Origin of the sequence: Nonomuraea sp. NPDC059023 (assembly GCF_042740095.1) — a bacterium.
In the GTDB taxonomy this organism is placed as follows: Bacteria; Actinomycetota; Actinomycetes; order Streptosporangiales; family Streptosporangiaceae; genus Nonomuraea.
Genome location: NZ_JBHYIO010000014.1, coordinates 78,105 through 96,407, shown reverse-complemented (window position 1 = coordinate 96,407; position 18,303 = coordinate 78,105). Strand labels below are relative to the sequence as shown.

General features: G+C 66.7%; 21 protein-coding genes. 20 read left to right on the top strand and 1 reads right to left on the bottom strand.

Annotation, left to right across the window (positions count from 1 at the left end; genetic code table 11):
* Positions 1-55: 55 nt before the first annotated feature.
* The 14 genes from ACFWYW_RS24285 (at position 56) to ACFWYW_RS24220 (ending at position 12,466) form a co-directional block, all read left to right on the top strand.
* Positions 56-1,423 (top strand): PhoX family protein, encoded by a 1,368-nt coding sequence (locus tag ACFWYW_RS24285; protein ID WP_379611422.1) that lies wholly within the window; start codon positions 56-58, stop codon positions 1,421-1,423.
* Positions 1,424-1,565: 142 nt separating this feature from the next.
* Positions 1,566-2,678 carry a recombinase RecA gene (recA, locus tag ACFWYW_RS24280; RefSeq protein WP_379611420.1) on the top strand — a complete coding sequence of 371 codons (1,113 nt, stop codon included), beginning with the start codon at positions 1,566-1,568 and terminating at the stop codon, positions 2,676-2,678.
* Between the two features lie 11 nt (positions 2,679-2,689).
* Positions 2,690-3,661, top strand: coding sequence for a recombination regulator RecX (gene recX / locus ACFWYW_RS24275; RefSeq protein ID WP_379611419.1), 972 nt, complete (start codon positions 2,690-2,692; stop codon positions 3,659-3,661).
* Positions 3,662-4,068: 407 nt separating this feature from the next.
* Positions 4,069-4,902, top strand: a complete 834-nt coding sequence (locus ACFWYW_RS24270) for a hypothetical protein (protein WP_379611418.1) — start codon at positions 4,069-4,071, stop codon at positions 4,900-4,902.
* A gap of 140 nt (positions 4,903-5,042) precedes the next feature.
* A complete protein-coding gene (locus ACFWYW_RS24265) occupies positions 5,043-5,321 on the top strand; it encodes a hypothetical protein (protein WP_157247791.1) in 279 nt (92 codons plus the stop codon).
* On the top strand, positions 5,311-5,598 hold the full coding sequence (locus tag ACFWYW_RS24260; RefSeq protein ID WP_157247792.1) for a hypothetical protein: 288 nt from the start codon (positions 5,311-5,313) through the stop codon (positions 5,596-5,598). Before ACFWYW_RS24265 ends, ACFWYW_RS24260 begins: the two co-directional genes overlap by 11 nt.
* A gap of 87 nt (positions 5,599-5,685) precedes the next feature.
* Complete coding sequence (locus ACFWYW_RS24255) at positions 5,686-7,266, top strand: hypothetical protein (RefSeq protein WP_379611417.1); 1,581 nt, start codon at positions 5,686-5,688, stop codon at positions 7,264-7,266.
* A gap of 72 nt (positions 7,267-7,338) precedes the next feature.
* Positions 7,339-7,755, top strand: coding sequence for a hypothetical protein (locus ACFWYW_RS24250; RefSeq protein WP_157247793.1), 417 nt, complete (start codon positions 7,339-7,341; stop codon positions 7,753-7,755).
* Between the two features lie 123 nt (positions 7,756-7,878).
* On the top strand, positions 7,879-9,588 hold the full coding sequence (locus ACFWYW_RS24245) for a phage portal protein (protein ID WP_379611416.1): 1,710 nt from the start codon (positions 7,879-7,881) through the stop codon (positions 9,586-9,588).
* An 11-nt stretch (positions 9,589-9,599) separates the two neighbouring features.
* Positions 9,600-10,361, top strand: a complete 762-nt coding sequence (locus ACFWYW_RS24240) for a hypothetical protein (protein WP_379611415.1) — start codon at positions 9,600-9,602, stop codon at positions 10,359-10,361.
* A gap of 13 nt (positions 10,362-10,374) precedes the next feature.
* Positions 10,375-11,403, top strand: a complete 1,029-nt coding sequence (locus ACFWYW_RS24235; RefSeq protein ID WP_246267096.1) for a N4-gp56 family major capsid protein — start codon at positions 10,375-10,377, stop codon at positions 11,401-11,403.
* Between the two features lie 84 nt (positions 11,404-11,487).
* Positions 11,488-11,814, top strand: coding sequence for a hypothetical protein (locus ACFWYW_RS24230; RefSeq protein WP_157247796.1), 327 nt, complete (start codon positions 11,488-11,490; stop codon positions 11,812-11,814).
* Positions 11,802-12,047: a hypothetical protein gene (locus tag ACFWYW_RS24225; protein WP_379611414.1), complete on the top strand. Its 246-nt coding sequence runs from the start codon at positions 11,802-11,804 to the stop codon at positions 12,045-12,047. Before ACFWYW_RS24230 ends, ACFWYW_RS24225 begins: the two co-directional genes overlap by 13 nt.
* Positions 12,047-12,466 (top strand): hypothetical protein, encoded by a 420-nt coding sequence (locus tag ACFWYW_RS24220; RefSeq protein ID WP_157247798.1) that lies wholly within the window; start codon positions 12,047-12,049, stop codon positions 12,464-12,466. The genes ACFWYW_RS24225 and ACFWYW_RS24220 overlap by 1 nt, the downstream gene beginning before the upstream one ends.
* 78 nt (positions 12,467-12,544) lie before the next feature.
* Here the strand turns inward: ACFWYW_RS24220 and ACFWYW_RS24215 are convergent, their stop codons facing one another.
* Entirely contained in the window at positions 12,545-12,985 is a 441-nt protein-coding gene (locus ACFWYW_RS24215; protein WP_379620877.1) for a hypothetical protein, read from the bottom strand.
* 93 nt (positions 12,986-13,078) lie between these two features.
* On the opposite strand from ACFWYW_RS24215, the gene ACFWYW_RS24210 reads away from it, so the two are divergent.
* From ACFWYW_RS24210 to ACFWYW_RS24185, 6 genes are all read left to right on the top strand, one after another.
* Positions 13,079-13,879: a hypothetical protein gene (locus ACFWYW_RS24210; protein ID WP_379620875.1), complete on the top strand. Its 801-nt coding sequence runs from the start codon at positions 13,079-13,081 to the stop codon at positions 13,877-13,879.
* Positions 13,876-14,403, top strand: coding sequence for a hypothetical protein (locus ACFWYW_RS24205; protein WP_157247801.1), 528 nt, complete (start codon positions 13,876-13,878; stop codon positions 14,401-14,403). Before ACFWYW_RS24210 ends, ACFWYW_RS24205 begins: the two co-directional genes overlap by 4 nt.
* A gap of 96 nt (positions 14,404-14,499) precedes the next feature.
* Entirely contained in the window at positions 14,500-15,135 is a 636-nt protein-coding gene (locus ACFWYW_RS24200; RefSeq protein ID WP_379620873.1) for a hypothetical protein, read from the top strand.
* A gap of 14 nt (positions 15,136-15,149) precedes the next feature.
* The gene (locus ACFWYW_RS24195) at positions 15,150-16,700 is read left to right on the top strand and encodes a phage tail sheath C-terminal domain-containing protein (RefSeq protein ID WP_379620871.1); all 1,551 of its coding nucleotides are present in this window, start codon (positions 15,150-15,152) and stop codon (positions 16,698-16,700) included.
* A gap of 48 nt (positions 16,701-16,748) precedes the next feature.
* Complete coding sequence (locus ACFWYW_RS24190; RefSeq protein WP_157247804.1) at positions 16,749-17,297, top strand: phage tail protein; 549 nt, start codon at positions 16,749-16,751, stop codon at positions 17,295-17,297.
* A 42-nt stretch (positions 17,298-17,339) separates the two neighbouring features.
* Positions 17,340-18,182, top strand: a complete 843-nt coding sequence (locus tag ACFWYW_RS24185) for a hypothetical protein (protein ID WP_379641070.1) — start codon at positions 17,340-17,342, stop codon at positions 18,180-18,182.
* Positions 18,183-18,303: the final 121 nt, after the last annotated feature.

The window sequence follows — 18,303 nt, the reverse complement described above, 5'->3', positions numbered from 1 at the left end:
GCACATGACACCCTCGCGTCGCCGGACGGACACTGGCGGCGAGGAGGGTGCAACCATGACAAGCATCGACAGGCGCCGCTTCTTACGCACCACAGCGATCGGCGCGGCCGCCAGTGGGCCGCTCGCCGCGCTCTCGGCGCGCACGGCCGACGCCACGACGATGGTGAAACATCCGTTCAGCGTCGACTACGGGCCGCTCCGTCCCGTACGCGACCGTACAACCGGTCTCGAACTGCTCAAACTGCCGGAAGGCTTCTCCTACGTCTCCCACGGCTGGACCGGCGACCGCATGACCGACGGCCGCCCCACCCCCGCCCTGCACGACGGAATGGCCGCCTTCCGCCCGCGATGGGGTTTCCGGTACGGCGGTGCCCACGCCACCATCCTGGTCCGCAACCACGAGGTCGGCGACCTGACCGGCGCCTATCTCTCCCCCAACTACGACCCCCAGGCCGGCGGCGGCACCACCAACCTCGCCTTCGACACCCGCAGGGGCGCCTTCCTGGCGTCGTGGGCCTCGCTGTCGGGAACCGTGCGCAACTGCGCCGGCGGACCCACTCCGTGGGGGAGCTGGCTGTCGTGCGAGGAGACCACCCTGGTCAACGGGGAGGTGCGGCACGGGTACATCTTCGAGGTGCCGCATGACGGGGTGTCGGACGCGGTGCCGTACAAGGCGATGGGGCGTTTCTCGCACGAAGCCGTCGCGGTGGACCCCGCGACCGGGTACGTGTACGAGACGGAGGACGCCACTCCCAGCGGGCTCTACCGCTTCCGCCCGCGCGTGCGCGGCAAGCTGGGCAAGGGCGGCAAACTGGAGATGCTGACCATCGGCGACGGCCCCTACACGACCTACGCCGACGGGACGGGGACGGTCTATCCGGAGATCGGGTGGGTCGGCATCGACGAGCCGGACCCGGGGCCCGGCGAGACCTCCGTGGTGGAGCAGGGGATCGCCAAGGGCGGCGCCTCCTTCCGCAGGCTCGAAGGCGCCTGGTACCACCGACGCAAGATCTACATCGTCAGCACCAGCGGCGGTCCCGCCGGCCAGGGGCAGGTGTTCGAGTACGACCTGCGGCGCGACAAGATGCGCGTGCTGTTCGCCTCGCCGAACGCCTCGGTTCTGAACAACCCGGACAACATCTGCGTGAGCCCCCGCGGCGGGATCGTGCTGTGCGAGGACGGGAGCGGCGCGGAGTTCCTGCACGGGCTCACCACGGACGGCGAGATCTTCCCGTTCGCGGAGAACGCGGTGGTGATCCCGGAGGGCGGCGTGCCCGGCAAGAGCGTCCCGGCCGGGGACTACCGGGGCTCGGAGTGGTGCGGATCGGTCTTCGACCCCAGCGGGAAGTGGCTTTTCGCCAACATCCAGACGCCGGGGATCACCTTCGCCATCACCGGTCCTTGGCGACGTGGTTCGTTGTAGCGTGTTCCGGAGTTGATCGAACAGCCGTTCGGCTACTATGAAACACGCCGGACCGCGACTTCGTGGCGACGGCGGGAAATTGTCGGTGGCAGCCCGTAGCTTTCACTCGACCGACCGACCACGACCCTTCAGGGGAGTTCCCATGGCTATCAACGACCGCGAGAAGGCCCTTGAGACTGCCCTCGCGCAAATCGAGCGGCAGTTCGGCAAGGGCTCCGTCATGCGCCTCGGTGACGACGCCCGCGCGCCGATCGAGGTGATCCCGACGGGGTCGATCGCGCTCGACGTGGCACTCGGCATCGGCGGGCTCCCCCGAGGCAGGATCGTCGAGGTCTACGGGCCGGAGTCCTCGGGTAAGACGACGGTGGCCCTGCACGCCGTGGCCAACGCCCAGCGCGCGGGCGGCATCGCCGCCTTCATCGACGCCGAGCACGCACTCGACCCCGAGTACGCCAAGAAGCTCGGCGTCGACACCGACGCCCTCCTGGTCTCCCAGCCCGACACCGGCGAGCAGGCGCTCGAGATCGCCGACATGCTGATCAGGTCGGGCGCCGTCGACATCATCGTCATCGACTCGGTCGCCGCCCTGGTGCCCAAGGCGGAGATCGAGGGCGAGATGGGCGACAGCCACGTGGGCCTGCAGGCCCGCCTGATGTCCCAGGCGCTGCGCAAGGTCGCCGGCGCCCTCAGCAACACCGGCACCACCGCCATCTTCATCAACCAGCTGCGCGAGAAGATCGGCGTCATGTTCGGCTCGCCCGAGACCACGACCGGCGGCAAGGCGCTGAAGTTCTACGCCTCGGTCCGCCTCGACATCCGCCGCATCGAGACCCTGAAGGACGGCACGGAGGCGGTCGGCAACCGTACCCGGGTCAAGGTCGTGAAGAACAAGATGGCCCCGCCGTTCCGCGTGGCCGACTTCGACATCCTGTACGGCGTGGGCGTCTCGCGCGAGGGCGGCCTGATCGACATGGGTGTGGAGAACGGCTTCGTCCGCAAGTCCGGCGCCTGGTACACCTACGAGGGTGAGCAGCTTGGCCAGGGCAAGGAAAACGCGCGCAACTTCCTGAAGAACCACCCCGACATGGCCAACGAGCTCGAGAAGAAGATCAAGGACAAGCTGGGCGTCGGCCCGCGCCTGGACGCCCCGGCCGAGGCCGCCGCTCCGCCGGCCGCCGCCGCGCCGGCCACGGCGCCCGCCGCGCCCACGGGCCGCGCCAAGGCCGCGGCCGCGCCGAAGCCCGGTGACGTCTGATCGGTCGGCACGTGAGCGACGACGACCCGGCGCGGGCGCCTCACCCCAACGACTGGGGCGCCTGGCCGGACGGTCCCGCGCGGGGCCGCGGCAAGGGCTCCGCCCGTCGCGGCAAGCCCGCGGACGGCTGGCCGGCCTCGCTGGACGAGGTACGCGCCACCCGGAAGCCCCCGCCCGCCGGGCCGGAGCCCGGGGCCTTCGACGAACCTCCCGGCGGCCCGGCTCCCTGGACCAGCTGGGGGACTCCTGACGTACCGGCCGAGACGCCGGGGCCCGAGGCGGGGCAAGACCGGGGGCTCTTCGCCGAGCCCGCGGGGGAGTCTGAGCGAGGGGGGAAGCGGGGATCGCGGCGTGGCGGCCGGTCCGGGCGGGGGGCCAAGGGCTCCAGAGGCTCCGGACGTGGTGGCCGGCGACGATCGGAGGACGGCTCGGGCGGCGGGTGGCTGCCGGACGGGCCGGACGAGGGCAGTGGCGCCGCCGCCGGGCCACCGGCCAATCCCGAGGCGGTGGCGCGGGCCGTCTGCCTGCGGATGCTCACGCTGGCGCCCAAGACGCGGGCCCAGCTGGCCGAGGCCCTGCGCAAGCGGGAGATACCGAAGGAGGCGGCCGATGCCGTGCTCGACCGGTTCACCGAGCTCGGGCTGATCAACGACGAGGCGTTCGCGGAGGCTTGGGTCGACTCCCGGCACCATGGCCGCGGCCTGGCTCGGCGTGCTCTGGCCGCGGAGCTTCGCCATCGTGGTGTCGACAACGACACGGTCAAGGACGCGGTCGAACGCCTTGACTCCGACCAGGAGGCGGAGACCGCCCGCCGGCTGGTGGATCGCAAGCTGTCCTCCACCCGGGGGCTCGACCCTCAGGTCCGTACCCGGCGGCTCGCGGGGATGCTGGCGCGCAAGGGGTACTCGGGTGGGCTGGCGTTCCGGGTGATCAGGGAGGCGCTGGAGCAGGAGGGCGTGGAGATAGAGGATGACTTCTCCTAGCGGGTGCCGGTCGGCCTGAGTTGGGACATTGGGGGTCTTTGGGGTGTTGGGCCGGATAGGTGTCTGAATTGGTATGCAGTGGTCGGTAAGACACGCTTGATGATGCGTTTGCTTGCTCGTCTTCTCCCGAGCGCCTAAGAAAGCCCTTGAGGTTCATGCTTCTACCAGGGCATTCCTTGATCATCCAGCGATATGGCGATCGTCTTGGGTAGAAATTCTGGTAGAGGGCCAGAATATCGCCTGATACCGGGGTGCGTAAGGGTGTTTGGCGGTCAATAGCGATGCGAGGGAGCCATTCGCCAAAAATGCAGCTCGTGTGATCTCATCTGTCCCACAACACAACGAGGCCCCGACGGCGCAGCCACGCAGTCAGGGCCTCTGGGAACAGAGAGAGCTGGAGACTCCCAATGTCCTCAAACAACGATAGTGGTCTGACCTCGACCAAGGTCACCCGGACTATCCAGGCGGGCACGATGCTGGCCGCCCTCTGCGTGGCCGGGCTGTCCCTCGGCGACCAGAGCCAACTGGCAGCCTCCGTCGGGTGGAACGGCATGGGCGGCACCCAGGCGTACCTACTCCCGGGCGGCGTCATCCTTCTGGAAGCCGTCACCCTCGTGGTCTGGAGCGTCGCCCAGGACCGCAAGACGCGGAACAAAGCGTTCTGGTTCTCCGTCCTGGCGACCCTCGTGAGCTACAGCCTCAACGTCATCTGGAACCGAATCCACAACGGGTACGCCGAGCAGACGGAAGCCCTCGTCTGGTATCTCAGCGCGGTTCCGAGCATCGCCTTCGTAGCTGCCATGAAGGTCGGAAGCCTTCTCGTGAGCCGGAAGCCCAACCCCCATGCGTCTGCTTCCGACGAAGCGGCGACTTCCGCGCTTCCGACCGACAGGAGCACGCCGCTTCCGGAGCCGGAAGCATCGGAAGAAGCTCACCTTCCGGACCTTCCGCCCCAGGTTCCGGCTCTTCCGGAGTCTGAGGAACCGATCATCCGGCCAGTCCCGGCGAACCTGTGGGACCTCCCTCGCCGAACGGTGATGCTGTGCCTGAGGGAGATCGCCGAGCGCCGATTGAAGGATCCCGAGGACGATCTAGAGGGTATGACCGGACCGTGGCTCAAGGCCACGTACGGATCCCCCAGTGAGCGCTCCTGGACTGCGGCCAAACGTGAGGCGCTGGAGTTGTGGACCAAAGACGCCGATGGGTGCCTGGAACTGCTCGGCGCAAAGCTGAGCGCATAGGGTGAGTCGAAGGTCTCGGGGAGCCGCTCCCGGGGCCTTCGGCCTCCCTGGGATAGCGAACCTGTATTCTCGTAAAGCTCGACTCGCACTTCGGCTTTCTGGTACAGTCCTGGTCGCCAACCCGTACCGAAGGAACTGAAGTGACCGAGGATTCTGTAAGGCAAGTCCAGCTCGACGTGCCGCTCAGCCAGTACACAGACAAGCGACTGAGGATTGCACTCCGCACGCACCCGCGAGCGGGCGAGCGGGTCGAGATCCGCGAGTGGGTCCAGATGGTCGACGATGCGGGGGAGACCTTCTGGCGGGCCGGGCACGGGATCAACATCCCGCCCGCCCTCCTAGAGCAGACCATCCAGGCGCTTCAGGAGATCAGGGACACCTTCGAGCTGACTACCCCGGACGTCACCGATGGCCAGTGAGAAGAAGGACATCATCGAGATCCGATGCCGGTCGTGCCAGGGGTTCATCGGCTACGCCGACGCCAACCGCAGGGTGTACTGCTCGATCTGGTGCATGGAGGATCCGACGTGGATCTACAGCAGGGAAGACCGCGACTCGGCGATCACCTACATGTACGACGTAGTCGGCCTGCCGCCGTCCGAATGCGGCGAGCCATTCGGGCTGACACGCCAAGCCGTCAACGACATCCTCGTGAAGCGAGGCTCCATCGCACAGACCAAGCGCGCGAAGGACTAGCCGGCCAGTCCAATCGCGGCCCGCCACATTACAAAGTGGCGGGCCTTTTTTCTTACCCTCGAAATAGGACTAATGAGGGTATGAATTGTGACATTGACGGCCGATGATGACCTGCTCGACTACGAACTGCTGGATGAGACGGAAACCGAGCGCCAGGCGCGCGAGGACACCGAAGTTCGGCTGGACGAAATCTCGCAGGCGAACGTCGACCTCATTGTCGACAAGACCATGGTCGTGGTCGACGAGCTAAGCGGGCATCCGCTCTACGAATACCAGAAGCCTTTCGCCCGCCGATTCGTCGAGTCCCTCGTCATCGGTGACGGCGCCACCTTGACCGCGCTCTTCTCCCGGCAAAGCGGGAAAAGCGAGACCGTGGCCAACGTCATTGCGGCCGTGATGATCCTCTTCCCAGTGCTGTCCAGGATCTTCCCCGAGCTCATGGGCAAATTTCGGGAGGGTGTCTGGGTCGGCGCCTTCGCTCCGGTGGATGATCAGGCGGACAACCTGTACGCCCGCATCGTCTCCCGCCTGACCAGCGACCGCGCCATGGAACTCATGACCGACCCGGACATCGACGACTCCGTCCGGGCCAAGGGCCGCACGCTGACCCTGCGCTCCGGCTCCCTCGTGCGCAAGCAGACCTGCCACCCTCGCGCGATCATTGAGGGCCGCACCTACCACGTCATCCTGATCGACGAGTGCCAGGGCGCTGACGAGAGAGTCGTCAACAAGAGCATTGGCCCGATGGGCGCGAGCACCAACGCCACCATGGTCTTCACCGGAACGCCTTCCTACGAGAAGGGTGTCTTCTACCGCACGATCCAGCTCAACAAGCGCCAGGCCACCAAGCGAGGCTCTCGCCAGAATCACTTCGAGGCCGACTGGAAGGCCGCCGCGAAGGCCAATCCGCACTATGGCCGGTTCGTGAAGAAGGAACTGCTGAGAATCGGCGAGGACAGCGACGAGTTCAAGTTGTCGTACAGGTTGATGTGGCTGCTGGCGCAGGGCATGTTCACCACGGCCGAGGTCATCTCCAGCCTCGGCGACAAGAGCATGGAGATCGTGAAGGACTGGTACCGCAGCCCGATCCTGGTGGGCATCGACCCAGCCCGAAAGCAGGACTCCACCATCGCCACGGCCGTGTGGGTCGACTGGGCCAACCCGGACGAGTTCGGCTTCTACAACCACCGGATCTTGAACTGGCTCGACCTGTCCGGCATGAACTGGGAGGAACAATACTTCCGGCTGGTGGATTGGATGAGCCACTACTACGTCTACAAGGTGGGCGTGGACAGCGGGGGCGTCGGCGATGCGGTCGCCCAGCGCCTCCAGGTCCTGATGCCAGGCGTGGAGGTCGTCCCGCTCGGCAGCCAGCGGCCCGACCAGTCCAAGCGCTGGAAGCACCTGTCCCAGCTCCTCGACAGGCACCGGATCGCCTGGCCAGCGCACGCCAAGACCCGCCGGTTGCGCACCTACCGCCGCTTCGCGCAGCAGATGGAAGACCTCCAACTCGTCTACACCGGCCCGTACATGCTCGCCGAGGCACCCAATGAAGCCGACGCCCACGACGACTACCCCGACTCCCTGGCGATGGCCTGCATCCTGGCCTCCGACGACAACCAAATGCCCGAGATCGAGGTCGGCAACAACCCGTTCTTTCGCCGCTGAATTACAAACTGGCCAGCCATTCTTCCTACTCTGGGAATGTCGCTAATTTCCATGGAAGCGAGCATTTCCCACATGGCAGATCCCATCGAGACCTCCCCTCTCGCGCCGTCCCCGCAGTACCCGGAGCGCATCACCCCGGTCTACGAGCGCAAGGCGGGAGTCAACGGTGTCCGGCGCGGCCCCCTCCGCTTCGAGGAGGGCGTGGCAACTGACACCGACGTCCCCAACGACTTCCAGGTCGGCATCATGCAGGGCTACGTCACAGCCCCGGGCCGCCCGAACCACAACCGCAACGTCTACGTGAAGGCGCCGGCCGAGACCCTGAAGCAGCGCGCCCACGTCGGCTCCAGCTCCTGGATCGAGGCACCCACCTTTCTCGGCGAATTCGCGCACGGCTCCTACGGAGACCACGGCCACATCGAATACGAGCAGGTGACCCGCTACGGCGGCCACTACACGCGCCGCAACGGCGCCGCGGTGAACGACTGATGCGCCCGCGTCGCATATAGCAACTCCGCATTACAAAGCGAAAGTGCGCCCTTCATACGCTGAAAAGCGAAATGTTGGGCGCGCTTTTCTTTGCGCTGGAGATGTTAGAGGTCTCGCGAGTCCGTGTCGGCTATTGCGTTCTACCCACCAGCACAACGCGCCGCGGGCTCAGACCTTGCCATCTCCATCTCGCCGCTCGGCCTTGTCGAGTTGGCCGACGAAGAATTTGAAGTCCACGGCCCTCGGCTGAACCGGTACGCCCTCAACTGGGCCTTCTATCTGGGCCATCACCACGCGTACCGGCGCGAGGCAGGGGAGACCCAGCACACCTCGAACTACGTGCGGGCCCTGACCGACTTCATCGCGAACTTCACCTTCTCCCGCGGCGTCACCTTCTCCTCGGCCAAGCAGTACGCCCACATCGTCCCGGCCCTGCTGAACCGAGTCTGGGAGACCGACAACGACAAGCCCAAGGTCCTGCGCGAGATGGCGCAGCAAGGCGGCGTGTCCGGCGACTGCTTCGTCAAGGTGGCCTACGACCCCGCCTATGTCGACCCGGCCGGCAACACGCACCCCGGCCGCGTCCGGATCCTTCCCCTGAACTCCTCGTTCGTGTTCCCCGAGTGGCATCCCCACGACCGGGAGCGCATGATCCGCTGCAAGATCAAGTACAAGTTCTGGACGACCTCGCAAGAGGGCACCCGCCAGGTCATGACGTACACCGAGATCGTCACCGCCGACCGCATCGAGGAATACGTCAACGACGACTTGATCGACAGTCGCGCCAACCCGCTCGGCTGCATCCCGATCGTCCACGTGCCCAACGTCGACGTCTCCGGCTCGCCCTGGGGCCTGGCCGACTGCCAGGACGTTGTCCCGCTGAACAGGACCTACAACGAGGTCGCCACCCAGGTCGCGGACATCATCGCCTACCACGCCGAGCCGGTCACGATCATCACCGGGGCCAAGGCATCCAACCTCGAAAAGGGCGCCAAGAAAGTCTGGGGCGGCCTCCCCAAGGACGCGAGCGTCTTCAACCTCGAAAACGGCGTCAACTTGGCGGGCCCCATGGAGTTCCTGGAACTCCTGAAGCGCACCATGCACGAAATGACCGGTGTCCCCGAGACGGCCCTCGGCCAAATCCAGCCGATCTCCAACACCTCCGGCGTGGCCCTGGCCATTCAGTACCAGCCGATGATGAACCGCTACAACGCCAAGAAGGTCAACTACACCGCAGGGCTGCGGCGGATCAACGAACTCGTGTTGCGGACGCTTTTCGTCTTCGAGCCGGAAACGCGCTTCTACGACCCGGCCACCGACGGCATCATCCAGGACGACCAGCCGTACATCATCGACCCGGCAGACCCCCTGGTGTACCGCACGACCGTCGACTGGCCGCCCCCGCTGCCTGTCGACGCATTGATCAAGCTCAATGAGATTCAGACCAAGATGGCGCTCGGCTTGGAAAGCAAGCGCGGAGCGCTTAAGGACTTGGGCGTCGAATTCCCCGACGAGAAAATCCAGGAGATTTTCGAGGAACTGGTGCTCGACGCCAAGGAGCAGGGCGCGCTCGACATGCTAAACGCGCATATTGCCTCTGCTATCGTTCAAATGACTGGGATGAATCCCGATGGTTCACCTCAGGAAAATGCAACCCCGCTACAAGGCAGCACTAATTCGGAATCCGCGGGCCCTGTGCCGATGCCACCGGTGAATAAAGAACTCGCCGGGCTCATCGGCTCTCAGGAAAACAACCTCATCAACGAACTGGTGACACAGGCGTACGGCACCAAATTGCCGCAGCGCCGAAATCCGGACGCAGATGACGCCTAGGAGACGAGTTAGTGCCCGAGATTGACCCGACGACGGCTGCACCCGCTACCGCGGCCCCGACGCCCGCGAGCGGTGACCACTTCACCGCCGCCGACATCGAAAAGGCCCGCGAGCAGGAGAAGGCCAAGCTGTACGGCCGCATCTCCAAGCAGGACGAGAAGCTGTCCACGCTCCAGGCCCAGCTCGAAGACGTCCTCGCCGAGCGCAAGGCCGCAGCCGAGCAGGCCACCCAGCTCCAGGCCGAGCGGGAGGACGCCGAACGCAAGGCGCGCGAGGAGGAGATGTCCGTACGGCAGCTCCTCCAGACCAAGGAGCAGGAGTGGAACGACCGCTTCGCGCAGATCGAGCGCGAGCGGGAAACCGAACGAGCGGCCCTGGAGAAGGACCGCCAGTTCGCCGAGCTCCAGGGCTTCGTACAGCGCCGCGTCCGCGAGGAGAGCGAGGCCGGCACCATCGCCCCCGAACTCGTCGACCTGATCTCCGGCAACACCCCGGATGAGGTCGAAGCCAGCATCACCCTGCTGCGGGACAAGACCAACAGCATCGTTGCCAACATGCAGGCCGCCACCTCGGCCGTGGCGCCCCCGCCTGCTCCGCGCGGCGTATCCCCGGCGGGCTACGCCGCTACCGGCCCCCTGGACATGGACTCCGTAACCAAGACGATCACACCCGAAGAGCTCAGGGCCATGCCGATGTCCGAATACGCCAAGCTCCGGCCCGCCTTGATCGGCCGCGCGGCAGCCCCCAACGCCTCTCACGGCCTCTTCGGTTAAGGAAACCTAGCAAGTGCCCTCTGCAATCACCGGTACCCCCAACCTCGCCACCGTTGCTGGCGGTAACGGCACCGTCGCCACGCCCGGGGCGTACTACCAGTCCGGTAGCGGCCTGTCCCCGGCCATCCAGGGCGTCTGGTCGAAGGAGATCCTCTTCGCGGCCATGCCGATCCTCCGGTATGAGCAGTTCGCGATCAAGAAGACTGAGCTCGGCGTCACGCCCGGTTTGACGATCAACTTCATGCGCTACAACCAGCTCCCGGATGCCAAGCAGCTCACTGAAGGCGTCCGCATGGAGACCTACGCGCTGTCGGCCTCCCAGTACAGCATCACCGTGGCCGAGCACGGCATGGCCGTGGCCGTATCCGAGCTCCTGCTCAACGCCAGCTTCGACGACGTGATGGCCTCGGCATCGCGGCTGCTGGGCCGCAACATGGCCCTCTACCTCGACTCCCAGGCCCGCGACACCCTGCTCCAGACGCCGAACCTGCTGCTGGGCTACAACAAGCTCTCGGCGCCGTCCGCTCCGGCCACGAGCATCTCCCCGTACGACCTCGGCTCCGCCGCGGCCAACCCGGACCTGCTGGCCAAGGGCGGCTACCACTTCACGACCGCCCTGGTGAAGGACGCCGTCGAGAAGCTCGCCACTGCCAATGTGCCGCGCCTGGGCGAGACCTACGTCGCGTTCGTTCACCCGCACCAGTCCCGCAAGCTCCGGGATGACCCGAGCTGGATCGAGATGACGAAGTACGCCTCCCCGGGCAACTTCGCGCTCGGCGAGATCGGCCGCATCGACGACGTCGTCTTCATCGAGACCACCCAGGTCAAGAACCGGGCGCTGACGGTCGGCGCGGACACCGCCCAGACCTACTCCTCGACGATCATCGGGGACAACGCATTCGGCCATGCGATCAGCCTGCCCGTCGAGCTCCGCGACGGCGGCGTGCTCGACCACGGCCGCGAGCACTCCATCGCGTGGTACTCGATCTGGGGCCTCGGCCTGATCACCAAGGAAGCCGTCATCGAGCTTCGCACCAACTAATGCCGGACCGCTCGGGCGTCCCTCGCTTGGCGTCCGAGCGATCTGGGTGTCGTCATCCCCCAATGCAATCGGAGCTATTTCATCGTGGCTGTAAGTCGCAAGTCACCCACCGATCTGACCGGCCGCAAGGCTGCCGAACTGGCCGAGGAACGCGCCGAGGAGCTCAAGGCCCGGGCCGGTGAAATCACCACCCTGACCGGGATCCCTCAGGAGGTCGACGACGAGGAGATCGTCGTGGCCGATGCGGTCGAGGTCGACGTGCCCACGCGCAAGATCCGGGTCCTGGAGGACCTGGAGGACATCTGCGTTGGTGTCGGCACCAGCTACACCTTCCTACGCGGAAAGACCTACACCGTCCCGGCCCACGTGGCAGCCCACCTGGAGGAGAAGGGCTACACGTGGCTCAACTGATCGCCGAGGTCGGCAAGCCCTACCGGCTGGTCGACGACTTCGGGGTCGGACCGGGCTCGCTCCCGGCTGGCGCCGAAGTGGTGGTGACGGGCATCTACCCCCCAGGCACGCCCGGCATCGGCCTGTCGGAGGAGGACACCGTCCTGGCCGACTACACCAGGGCCGATGACTCGGTGCAGACCATCGCGGTGGGCGTCACTGAGTTCGAGCAGCGTTTCGTGGCGGTGAGCTGATGCCCGGCGGACCCACGGCGCTCGGCGCGCAACTCCAGCTCGACTACATCACCGGACGGGCACTCGGCTACACGGCCGCGCGCAACGTCTACCTGGCCCTGCTGACCTCCGCGCCGCTGGACAACGCGGGCCTGTCCTCACTGCCGGAGGTGACGACCGCAGGCTACTCGCGCCAGCAGATCACCTGGACCCCAGCGACACTGGCCAAGCCCTCCCAGTCGAGCAACGCGGGCGTGGTCACCTTCGGCCCCGTCTCGGCGGACATGTCGACCCCGGTGACGCACGCAGCGCTGGTCACCCCCCAGGTGGGCACCACGGGCGACGTGCTCTACACCTGGGCGCTGGATGTGAGCCAGCAGGCCGTCAACGGACAGGCGCTGCAAATCGCCATCGGCAAGCTGACCATGTCGCAGTCCTAGGTCCCGGCGTCGCTACCCGGGGATGCCAAGACCCCCGAGCCCATGGCCGGCTCGGGGGTCTTGGCTCGGTGCCGCAGCTCAGCGCCAGGTGTCCGGTCGGCGCCACACGTCGTAGAAGACGAAGCGGACGATGCTCCAGCCGTGCCGGATGATCAGGAACGCCGCACCGCCGAGCAGCGCGACGCCGAAGGCGGGCGCCAGGAGGCGCTCGACGATCCACTCCCCGGTATCGCGCAGGGCCACCATCAGCAAGATGAGCACCACCCCGATGGCCCCGGCCGCGCCCAGGCGCAGCCGCCAGATCCGGGAGGCGTCCATGTAGGGCGCCATGCGCTGCTCGAGCGGCTTGGGGAACATCACCGGCGTCCCGTCAGCGTGGCGCAGGACCTCGCCGGTCTCGGGGTCGGTGACGGGGATGAACTCCGGATTGCGGGCGGCGTCGTGGAGGGTCTGCCAGCGGGCGAGGTCTTCGGGGTCGCCGCCGGAGGGATAGGTGTAAGGGTCGTAGCGCTTGTCCACGTGGTCTCTTTCTCGTGCGCCCGTTGATCGCGGATCTTAGCCGTACGAACTAGCCGATACCAGTTTGAACACCCCGAATCGGAAGATAGGTGCATGGCAGAGATCGGCGTGCTGGTGTCGCGCGTGCGCAAGGCCCTGGGCGATCCCGGCTACCCGTTCCGTGTCGTCCTGGACACCCCCGGAAGCGCCTTCGACATCGGCCACCGCTACCTCACGGGCGTGATCGTGTCGCTGGTGACCGGCTCCCAGGTGAGCGACCTGCCCGCCAGCGCCTACACCCTCGACAGCGCGGCCGGGGCACTGGATCTGCACGAGGAGCTGAGGCCCGGATCATCCCTGCTGGTGACCGGCACTGCGCACACCCTGTTCACCGATGCGGAGATCGCCGAGTTTGTGCAGGACGCCGCACGCCAGCACTGCCACGAGCGGGAGATCACGGTCCGCAAGAGGAACGCCAACGGGTTCATCTACTACGAGGAGACGCCGCTCACCCTGGCCACGCTCCCCGCGGTGGAAGAAGAACCGCTGGCGATCCTGGGCACCATCGAGGCGCTGTGGGCGATGGCCACCGATGCCGCCTCCGATGTGGACGTGTGGACTGCCGAGGGAACGCACCTGTCGCGAGCCCAGCGCTACCAGCAGTTGATGGGCCACATCGAGTCGTTGCAGGCGCGCTACGAGAAGCTGTGCAAGCAGCTCAACATCGGCCTGTACCGCATCGAGGTCTCCACCCTGCGGCGCGTCTCCCGCCTGACCGGCCGCCTGGTTCCCGTCTTCGCCAGCCGGGAGTACGACGACTACCAGCCACCCCGCCGGCTGCTGCCGCCCATCGATGCCCCGCACGAGGACGAGTCCGGCCTGCCCTCGCCCATCTGGGGTGGGTACGGCGCATGATGGCCCGCCTGGACTTCAAGAAGGGCCGCTTCGACCCGGCCTACGAATCCGGCGAGATCGACGGCGCTCTGGACGGCTTCCAGCGCATTTACGGCCAGGACGTTGACTACTACCGCTTCACCCGCGAGCTGTCGCAGTTCCACGACACCTACGGCGAGTCGACTGGCGCCGGGCGCGTGTTCGCCGAGCCGTTCCCGCTGCGCGCCCTCAGCGTGGTGCGCGAAGAGGGCAGCGCCGAGCAGCGGCAAGCGGGCCTGACCTGGACCGACAGCCTGCACCTGTCGGCCGGGTTCGCGCAGATGCAACGCGCCGGGTTCACCCGCATCGACATCGAACACGGGCGCTACCTGCGCGACCGGCTCGTCTACGACACCCGCGTCTTCCGCGTGACCAGCATCCGTGTCCTCGGTCAGCTCCGCACCCGCGACGTCATCGTCGGCATCGACGCCGTGCAAATGAAAAAAGAAGACCTGTACGGCGACCCGCAATTCTCGAATTGGTGGAACTCCCAGTCCGGCGCGTAACAGGTAAAGCCTGGCATTAACTTTTCTTCAGTCCGCACTTTTACCCTAAATGGTGACGATTGTTTTCCATTTAACGGGTAATGGGTGGCGGGCTGAATGCCGTGGATTCTGAATGAGGACACTGCGCTGAAGCGCAAGCTGTCTGCGCTTTCAGTACCCACCGCGGGCGGGCGGCTGGAGGTTCCGGCGCGCTTTTCCACCCCCGAGCCCGAGTCGGCCGACATGACCTACCCGGTCATCGTGCTGACCCGCCAGGCGATCACCCGTGCCGAAGGCCGCCAGCACCACGGCTTCATGCGCCTGCCCTACCGCCTGGAAGACGTCCCCGAACGCCCGACAGGCGCGACCTGGGACTACTACAGCCACGACCACCCCATCCCGTACGACCTGGACTACCAGATCCAGGTCCTGGCCCGCAGTCAGGCGCACCTGGTGGAACTGGCCGCGCGCCTGGCCAAGAGCGACCGGCTTCCCCATCAGGGCGGCTTCCTGGAGATCCCCGAAAACAGGGTCCTGGTGAGCCTGGACGTCCTGGGCGGCCCGGAATTCGCCGAGCTCGTCGACGCCAATGGAAAACGTCTCTTCTCCGCCTCGTACATGGTGCGCGTCGCCTCCGAATTCTTCCCCGGCGAACTCACCAAATACCTGCGCGTCGAGTCCATCACCCAGTCGGTCGTGCCGCTTGAGGTCGACCAGGTTTCCAACGATTTCGCGTGGCCGGACAACGGCTGACCAAGGAGATATGAGTGGCGAATTACCTCACGCCAGGGGTCTATGTCGAGGAAAACCTCGCGCCCCCGGGCCTGGGCGACGGATCAGCCTCCCGCGCGGTGGCCGCGTTCGTCGGCATCGCGCCCAAGGGCCCGACCCTGCCGACCCGCGTCCGCTCCTGGGCCCAGTACGTCAACCTGTTCGGCGGGTTCACCGGCCCCACGAGCTGGCTGCCGTACGCGGTCTACCTCTACTTCGCCAACGGCGGCACCTCATGCTTCATCGCCAGGGCCACCCGGGCGGACGCCGTTGCGGCCACGGCCACCCTGATGGACTCCACCAAGGCCCAGGACCAGGGGCCCAAGCCCGCTTTCAAGGTCACTGCGCTGGCCGAGGGCGTGTGGGGCAACGCCACCAGCATCAAGATCGTGCCCACCGGAGCGCCGTCGGGCCGCTTCGACCTGATCGTGCTCGACGACGGCCGCGAGTCCGAGCGGTTCACCGACCTGTCCAGCGACCCCGGCGACTCCCGCTACGTCATCTCGATCGTCAACAGCCCCTACTCCGGCAGCATCTACCTCCGGCTGGCCAACCAGAAGGTCAACACCGAGGGGTATCAGTACAACCCGGCCACCGACGTGGTCCCGGCCCAGACCCTCGTCCTCAACGGCGGCTCGGAGGGCGTGCAGGCGTACGACCTGGCCGAGGCCGCCAAGTCCCTCCAGGACGTCCCGGCGATCAACTTCGACCTCAACCTGCCCGGCGTCTCCCAGGTGTCGGTGCTCAACCCGATCATCGACTGGGCCGCCTCCACCGGACGGGTCTTCGTCGTCATCGACGGACCCAGGGCCGCCGAGGGTTCCACCTCCGCCCAAGTCATGGCCGGGTACCTGTCCATGGTCAACGCAGCCACCCCGCTGGTCGCCTCCTCCTACGCGGCCATCTACGGCCCGTGGATCATGACCAGCGACCCGAGCTCCACCCTGTACGGCGCGGTGCGGCTGCTCCCGCCAGGCGGCGCGATGCTCGGCCAGATGGCCAAGACCGACGTCGAACGGCACGTCGCCAAGGCCCCCGCCGGCATCCCCACCACCTTGGCCGCGGTCGTGGCAGCCGAGGCCCGCTTCACCGAGGGCGAGCTGGACACGCTGGCTGACGCCCACATCAACGTCGTGCGCCTGATCCCCGGCTACGGCCACTGCATCATGGGCGCCCGCACGCTCAAGCGCGAACTGCCCGACCGCTACGTCCCGGTCCGCAGGACGCTGATCATGCTGCGCAAGACGCTGGCCGACACCAGCCGCTTCGCCGTCTTCGAGCCCAACGGGCCCGACCTGTGGGAGCGGGTGCGCCTGGTCCTCACCAAGTACCTGTCCGGCCTGCTCAAGGCAGGCGTGCTGGCAGGCCAGAGCGAGTCCGAAGCCTTCTTCGTGCGCTGCGACCAGGACAACAACCCGCAGTCCCAGATCAACGCCGGGCGGCTCAACATCGACATCGGCGTCGCCCTGCGCTACCCGGCGGAATTCGTGATCATCCGGCTCGGCCAGCACCACGGCGGCACCGACTCGGCCGAAGACAACCTCTGATCCCTCCGCTCCCCGAGCTCCCCCCTTTCCCCTTTCGGAGGCTTTGTTATGGCCGACACCGAGCGGCTCAAGCAGGACCCCCTGCGCTCGTTCAAGTTCATCGTCAACATCGGATCCGAGTCTTCCAAGCTCGGCTTCGCCAACGCCGGGTTCATGTCCGTGTCCGGGCTGAACATCACCACCGAGGTCATCCCGTACCGCGAGGGCGGCTGGAACACCACCACCCGCAAGATGCCCGGCCAGTCGGACTTCTCGCCTATCACCCTGTCCAACGGCCTGTGCGTCGGCGAGCCGTACATGCTCAACTGGATGCAGACGATCTTCACCGTCGTGCAGGGCGGTGGCGGCGGAACGCTCGGCGACTTCCGCATGGACCTGACCATCAACGTCCTGGACCACCCCACCCCCGGCGCCTGGGGGGAGAAAGGCAAGGTCAAGGCCGCGTTCAAGGTCCTCAACGCCTGGCCCACCTCCGTCGCCTTCAGCGACCTGGACGCGGGCGCCAACTCGATCATCATCCAGCAGCTCACCCTCGCCCACGAAGGCTTCGAGATGAAGTTGGCCAAGGACGCGGGCGCCTCCGAGGTCAAGTTCTAACCCACTCTGGAACGTTCCAGCTTCGGCAGAAAGACACGCACCATGACCAGTAATGACTACCGGAACCCCCTGGACGACCTGAGCACCTCGGCTGCCGATATTGCCGACGCGCTGGCCTCCACCGTCGTCCACGTGGACATGCCAGCCCCCGCCGACGACGTGGTCACCCTGCCGTCGCGCTCCATCCTGGACGGCAGGGAACTGCGCGCCGCCCGCGTGCGCGAACTGACCGGCGAGCACGAGGAAGAGCTGGCCCGCGCCGCGGCCACCGGCCACAGCGAGCGCCTGGTCGACGCGCTGCTCAAGTGCGGCGTCGTCGAGGTCGAGGGCCTGGAGGCCACCCCGCTGCTGCTGGACCGGCTCACCATCGGCGACCGAGACGCGCTCATCCTCGGCATCCGTCGCGTCACCTTCGGCGACAGCATCCGCTACGACCGCTACCGCTGCCCCGGCTGCCGCGAGGACTTCGCCCTGACCGTCGGCCTGGAGGAGATCCCGGTCAAGACCGCCACCGGCCCGAGTGACGACACCTACACCATCGCCCTGCGCAAGGGCGGCCACGTCAAGGCTCGCGCCCTGATCGGCGCCGACCAGAAGACCGTCTTGAGCTCCACCCGAAGCGACCGGCTCAACATTGCCGAGCAGAACACGCTGCTGCTGTCGCGCTCGGTCATCTCCATCCACCGTCCCGGCCACAGCGACCTGGCCGTCCGCGGCGAGACCGGCCCGGTGCGCTCCCTGTCCATGCCCGACCGCCAGCGCATCCTCGCCGAGCTCGACAAGCTCCGCTACGGCCCGCGCTATGACCAGGTGCCCGTCCACTGCACCGCCTGCGGCCACGACGGCACGCTCGCCGTCACGGTGGAGGCCCTGTTTCGCGAGTAGTGACCGCACCCACCTGTTCGAGGCGTACGAGGCGCTCATCCTCACCTACGGCTGGACACTCGCCCAGGCGCGAGCCCTGACCGTCTCCGAACGCCGCTACTTCCTGGCCCGAGCAGCCGAG

Excerpts from the sequence above, each read along its gene's own strand:
- ACFWYW_RS24285 (WP_379611422.1), top strand. The coding sequence starts at position 56 with ATGACAAGCATCGACAGGCGCCGCTTCTTACGCACCACAGCGATCGGC.
- recA (WP_379611420.1), top strand. The coding sequence starts at position 1,566 with ATGGCTATCAACGACCGCGAGAAGGCCCTTGAGACTGCCCTCGCGCAA.
- ACFWYW_RS24270 (WP_379611418.1), top strand. The coding sequence starts at position 4,069 with ATGTCCTCAAACAACGATAGTGGTCTGACCTCGACCAAGGTCACCCGG.
- ACFWYW_RS24260 (WP_157247792.1), top strand. The coding sequence starts at position 5,311 with ATGGCCAGTGAGAAGAAGGACATCATCGAGATCCGATGCCGGTCGTGC.
- ACFWYW_RS24250 (WP_157247793.1), top strand. The coding sequence starts at position 7,339 with ATGGCAGATCCCATCGAGACCTCCCCTCTCGCGCCGTCCCCGCAGTAC.
- ACFWYW_RS24220 (WP_157247798.1), top strand. The coding sequence starts at position 12,047 with ATGCCCGGCGGACCCACGGCGCTCGGCGCGCAACTCCAGCTCGACTAC.
- ACFWYW_RS24210 (WP_379620875.1), top strand. The coding sequence starts at position 13,079 with ATGGCAGAGATCGGCGTGCTGGTGTCGCGCGTGCGCAAGGCCCTGGGC.
- ACFWYW_RS24205 (WP_157247801.1), top strand. The coding sequence starts at position 13,876 with ATGATGGCCCGCCTGGACTTCAAGAAGGGCCGCTTCGACCCGGCCTAC.
- ACFWYW_RS24200 (WP_379620873.1), top strand. The coding sequence starts at position 14,500 with ATGCCGTGGATTCTGAATGAGGACACTGCGCTGAAGCGCAAGCTGTCT.
- ACFWYW_RS24190 (WP_157247804.1), top strand. The coding sequence starts at position 16,749 with ATGGCCGACACCGAGCGGCTCAAGCAGGACCCCCTGCGCTCGTTCAAG.
- ACFWYW_RS24185 (WP_379641070.1), top strand. The coding sequence starts at position 17,340 with ATGACCAGTAATGACTACCGGAACCCCCTGGACGACCTGAGCACCTCG.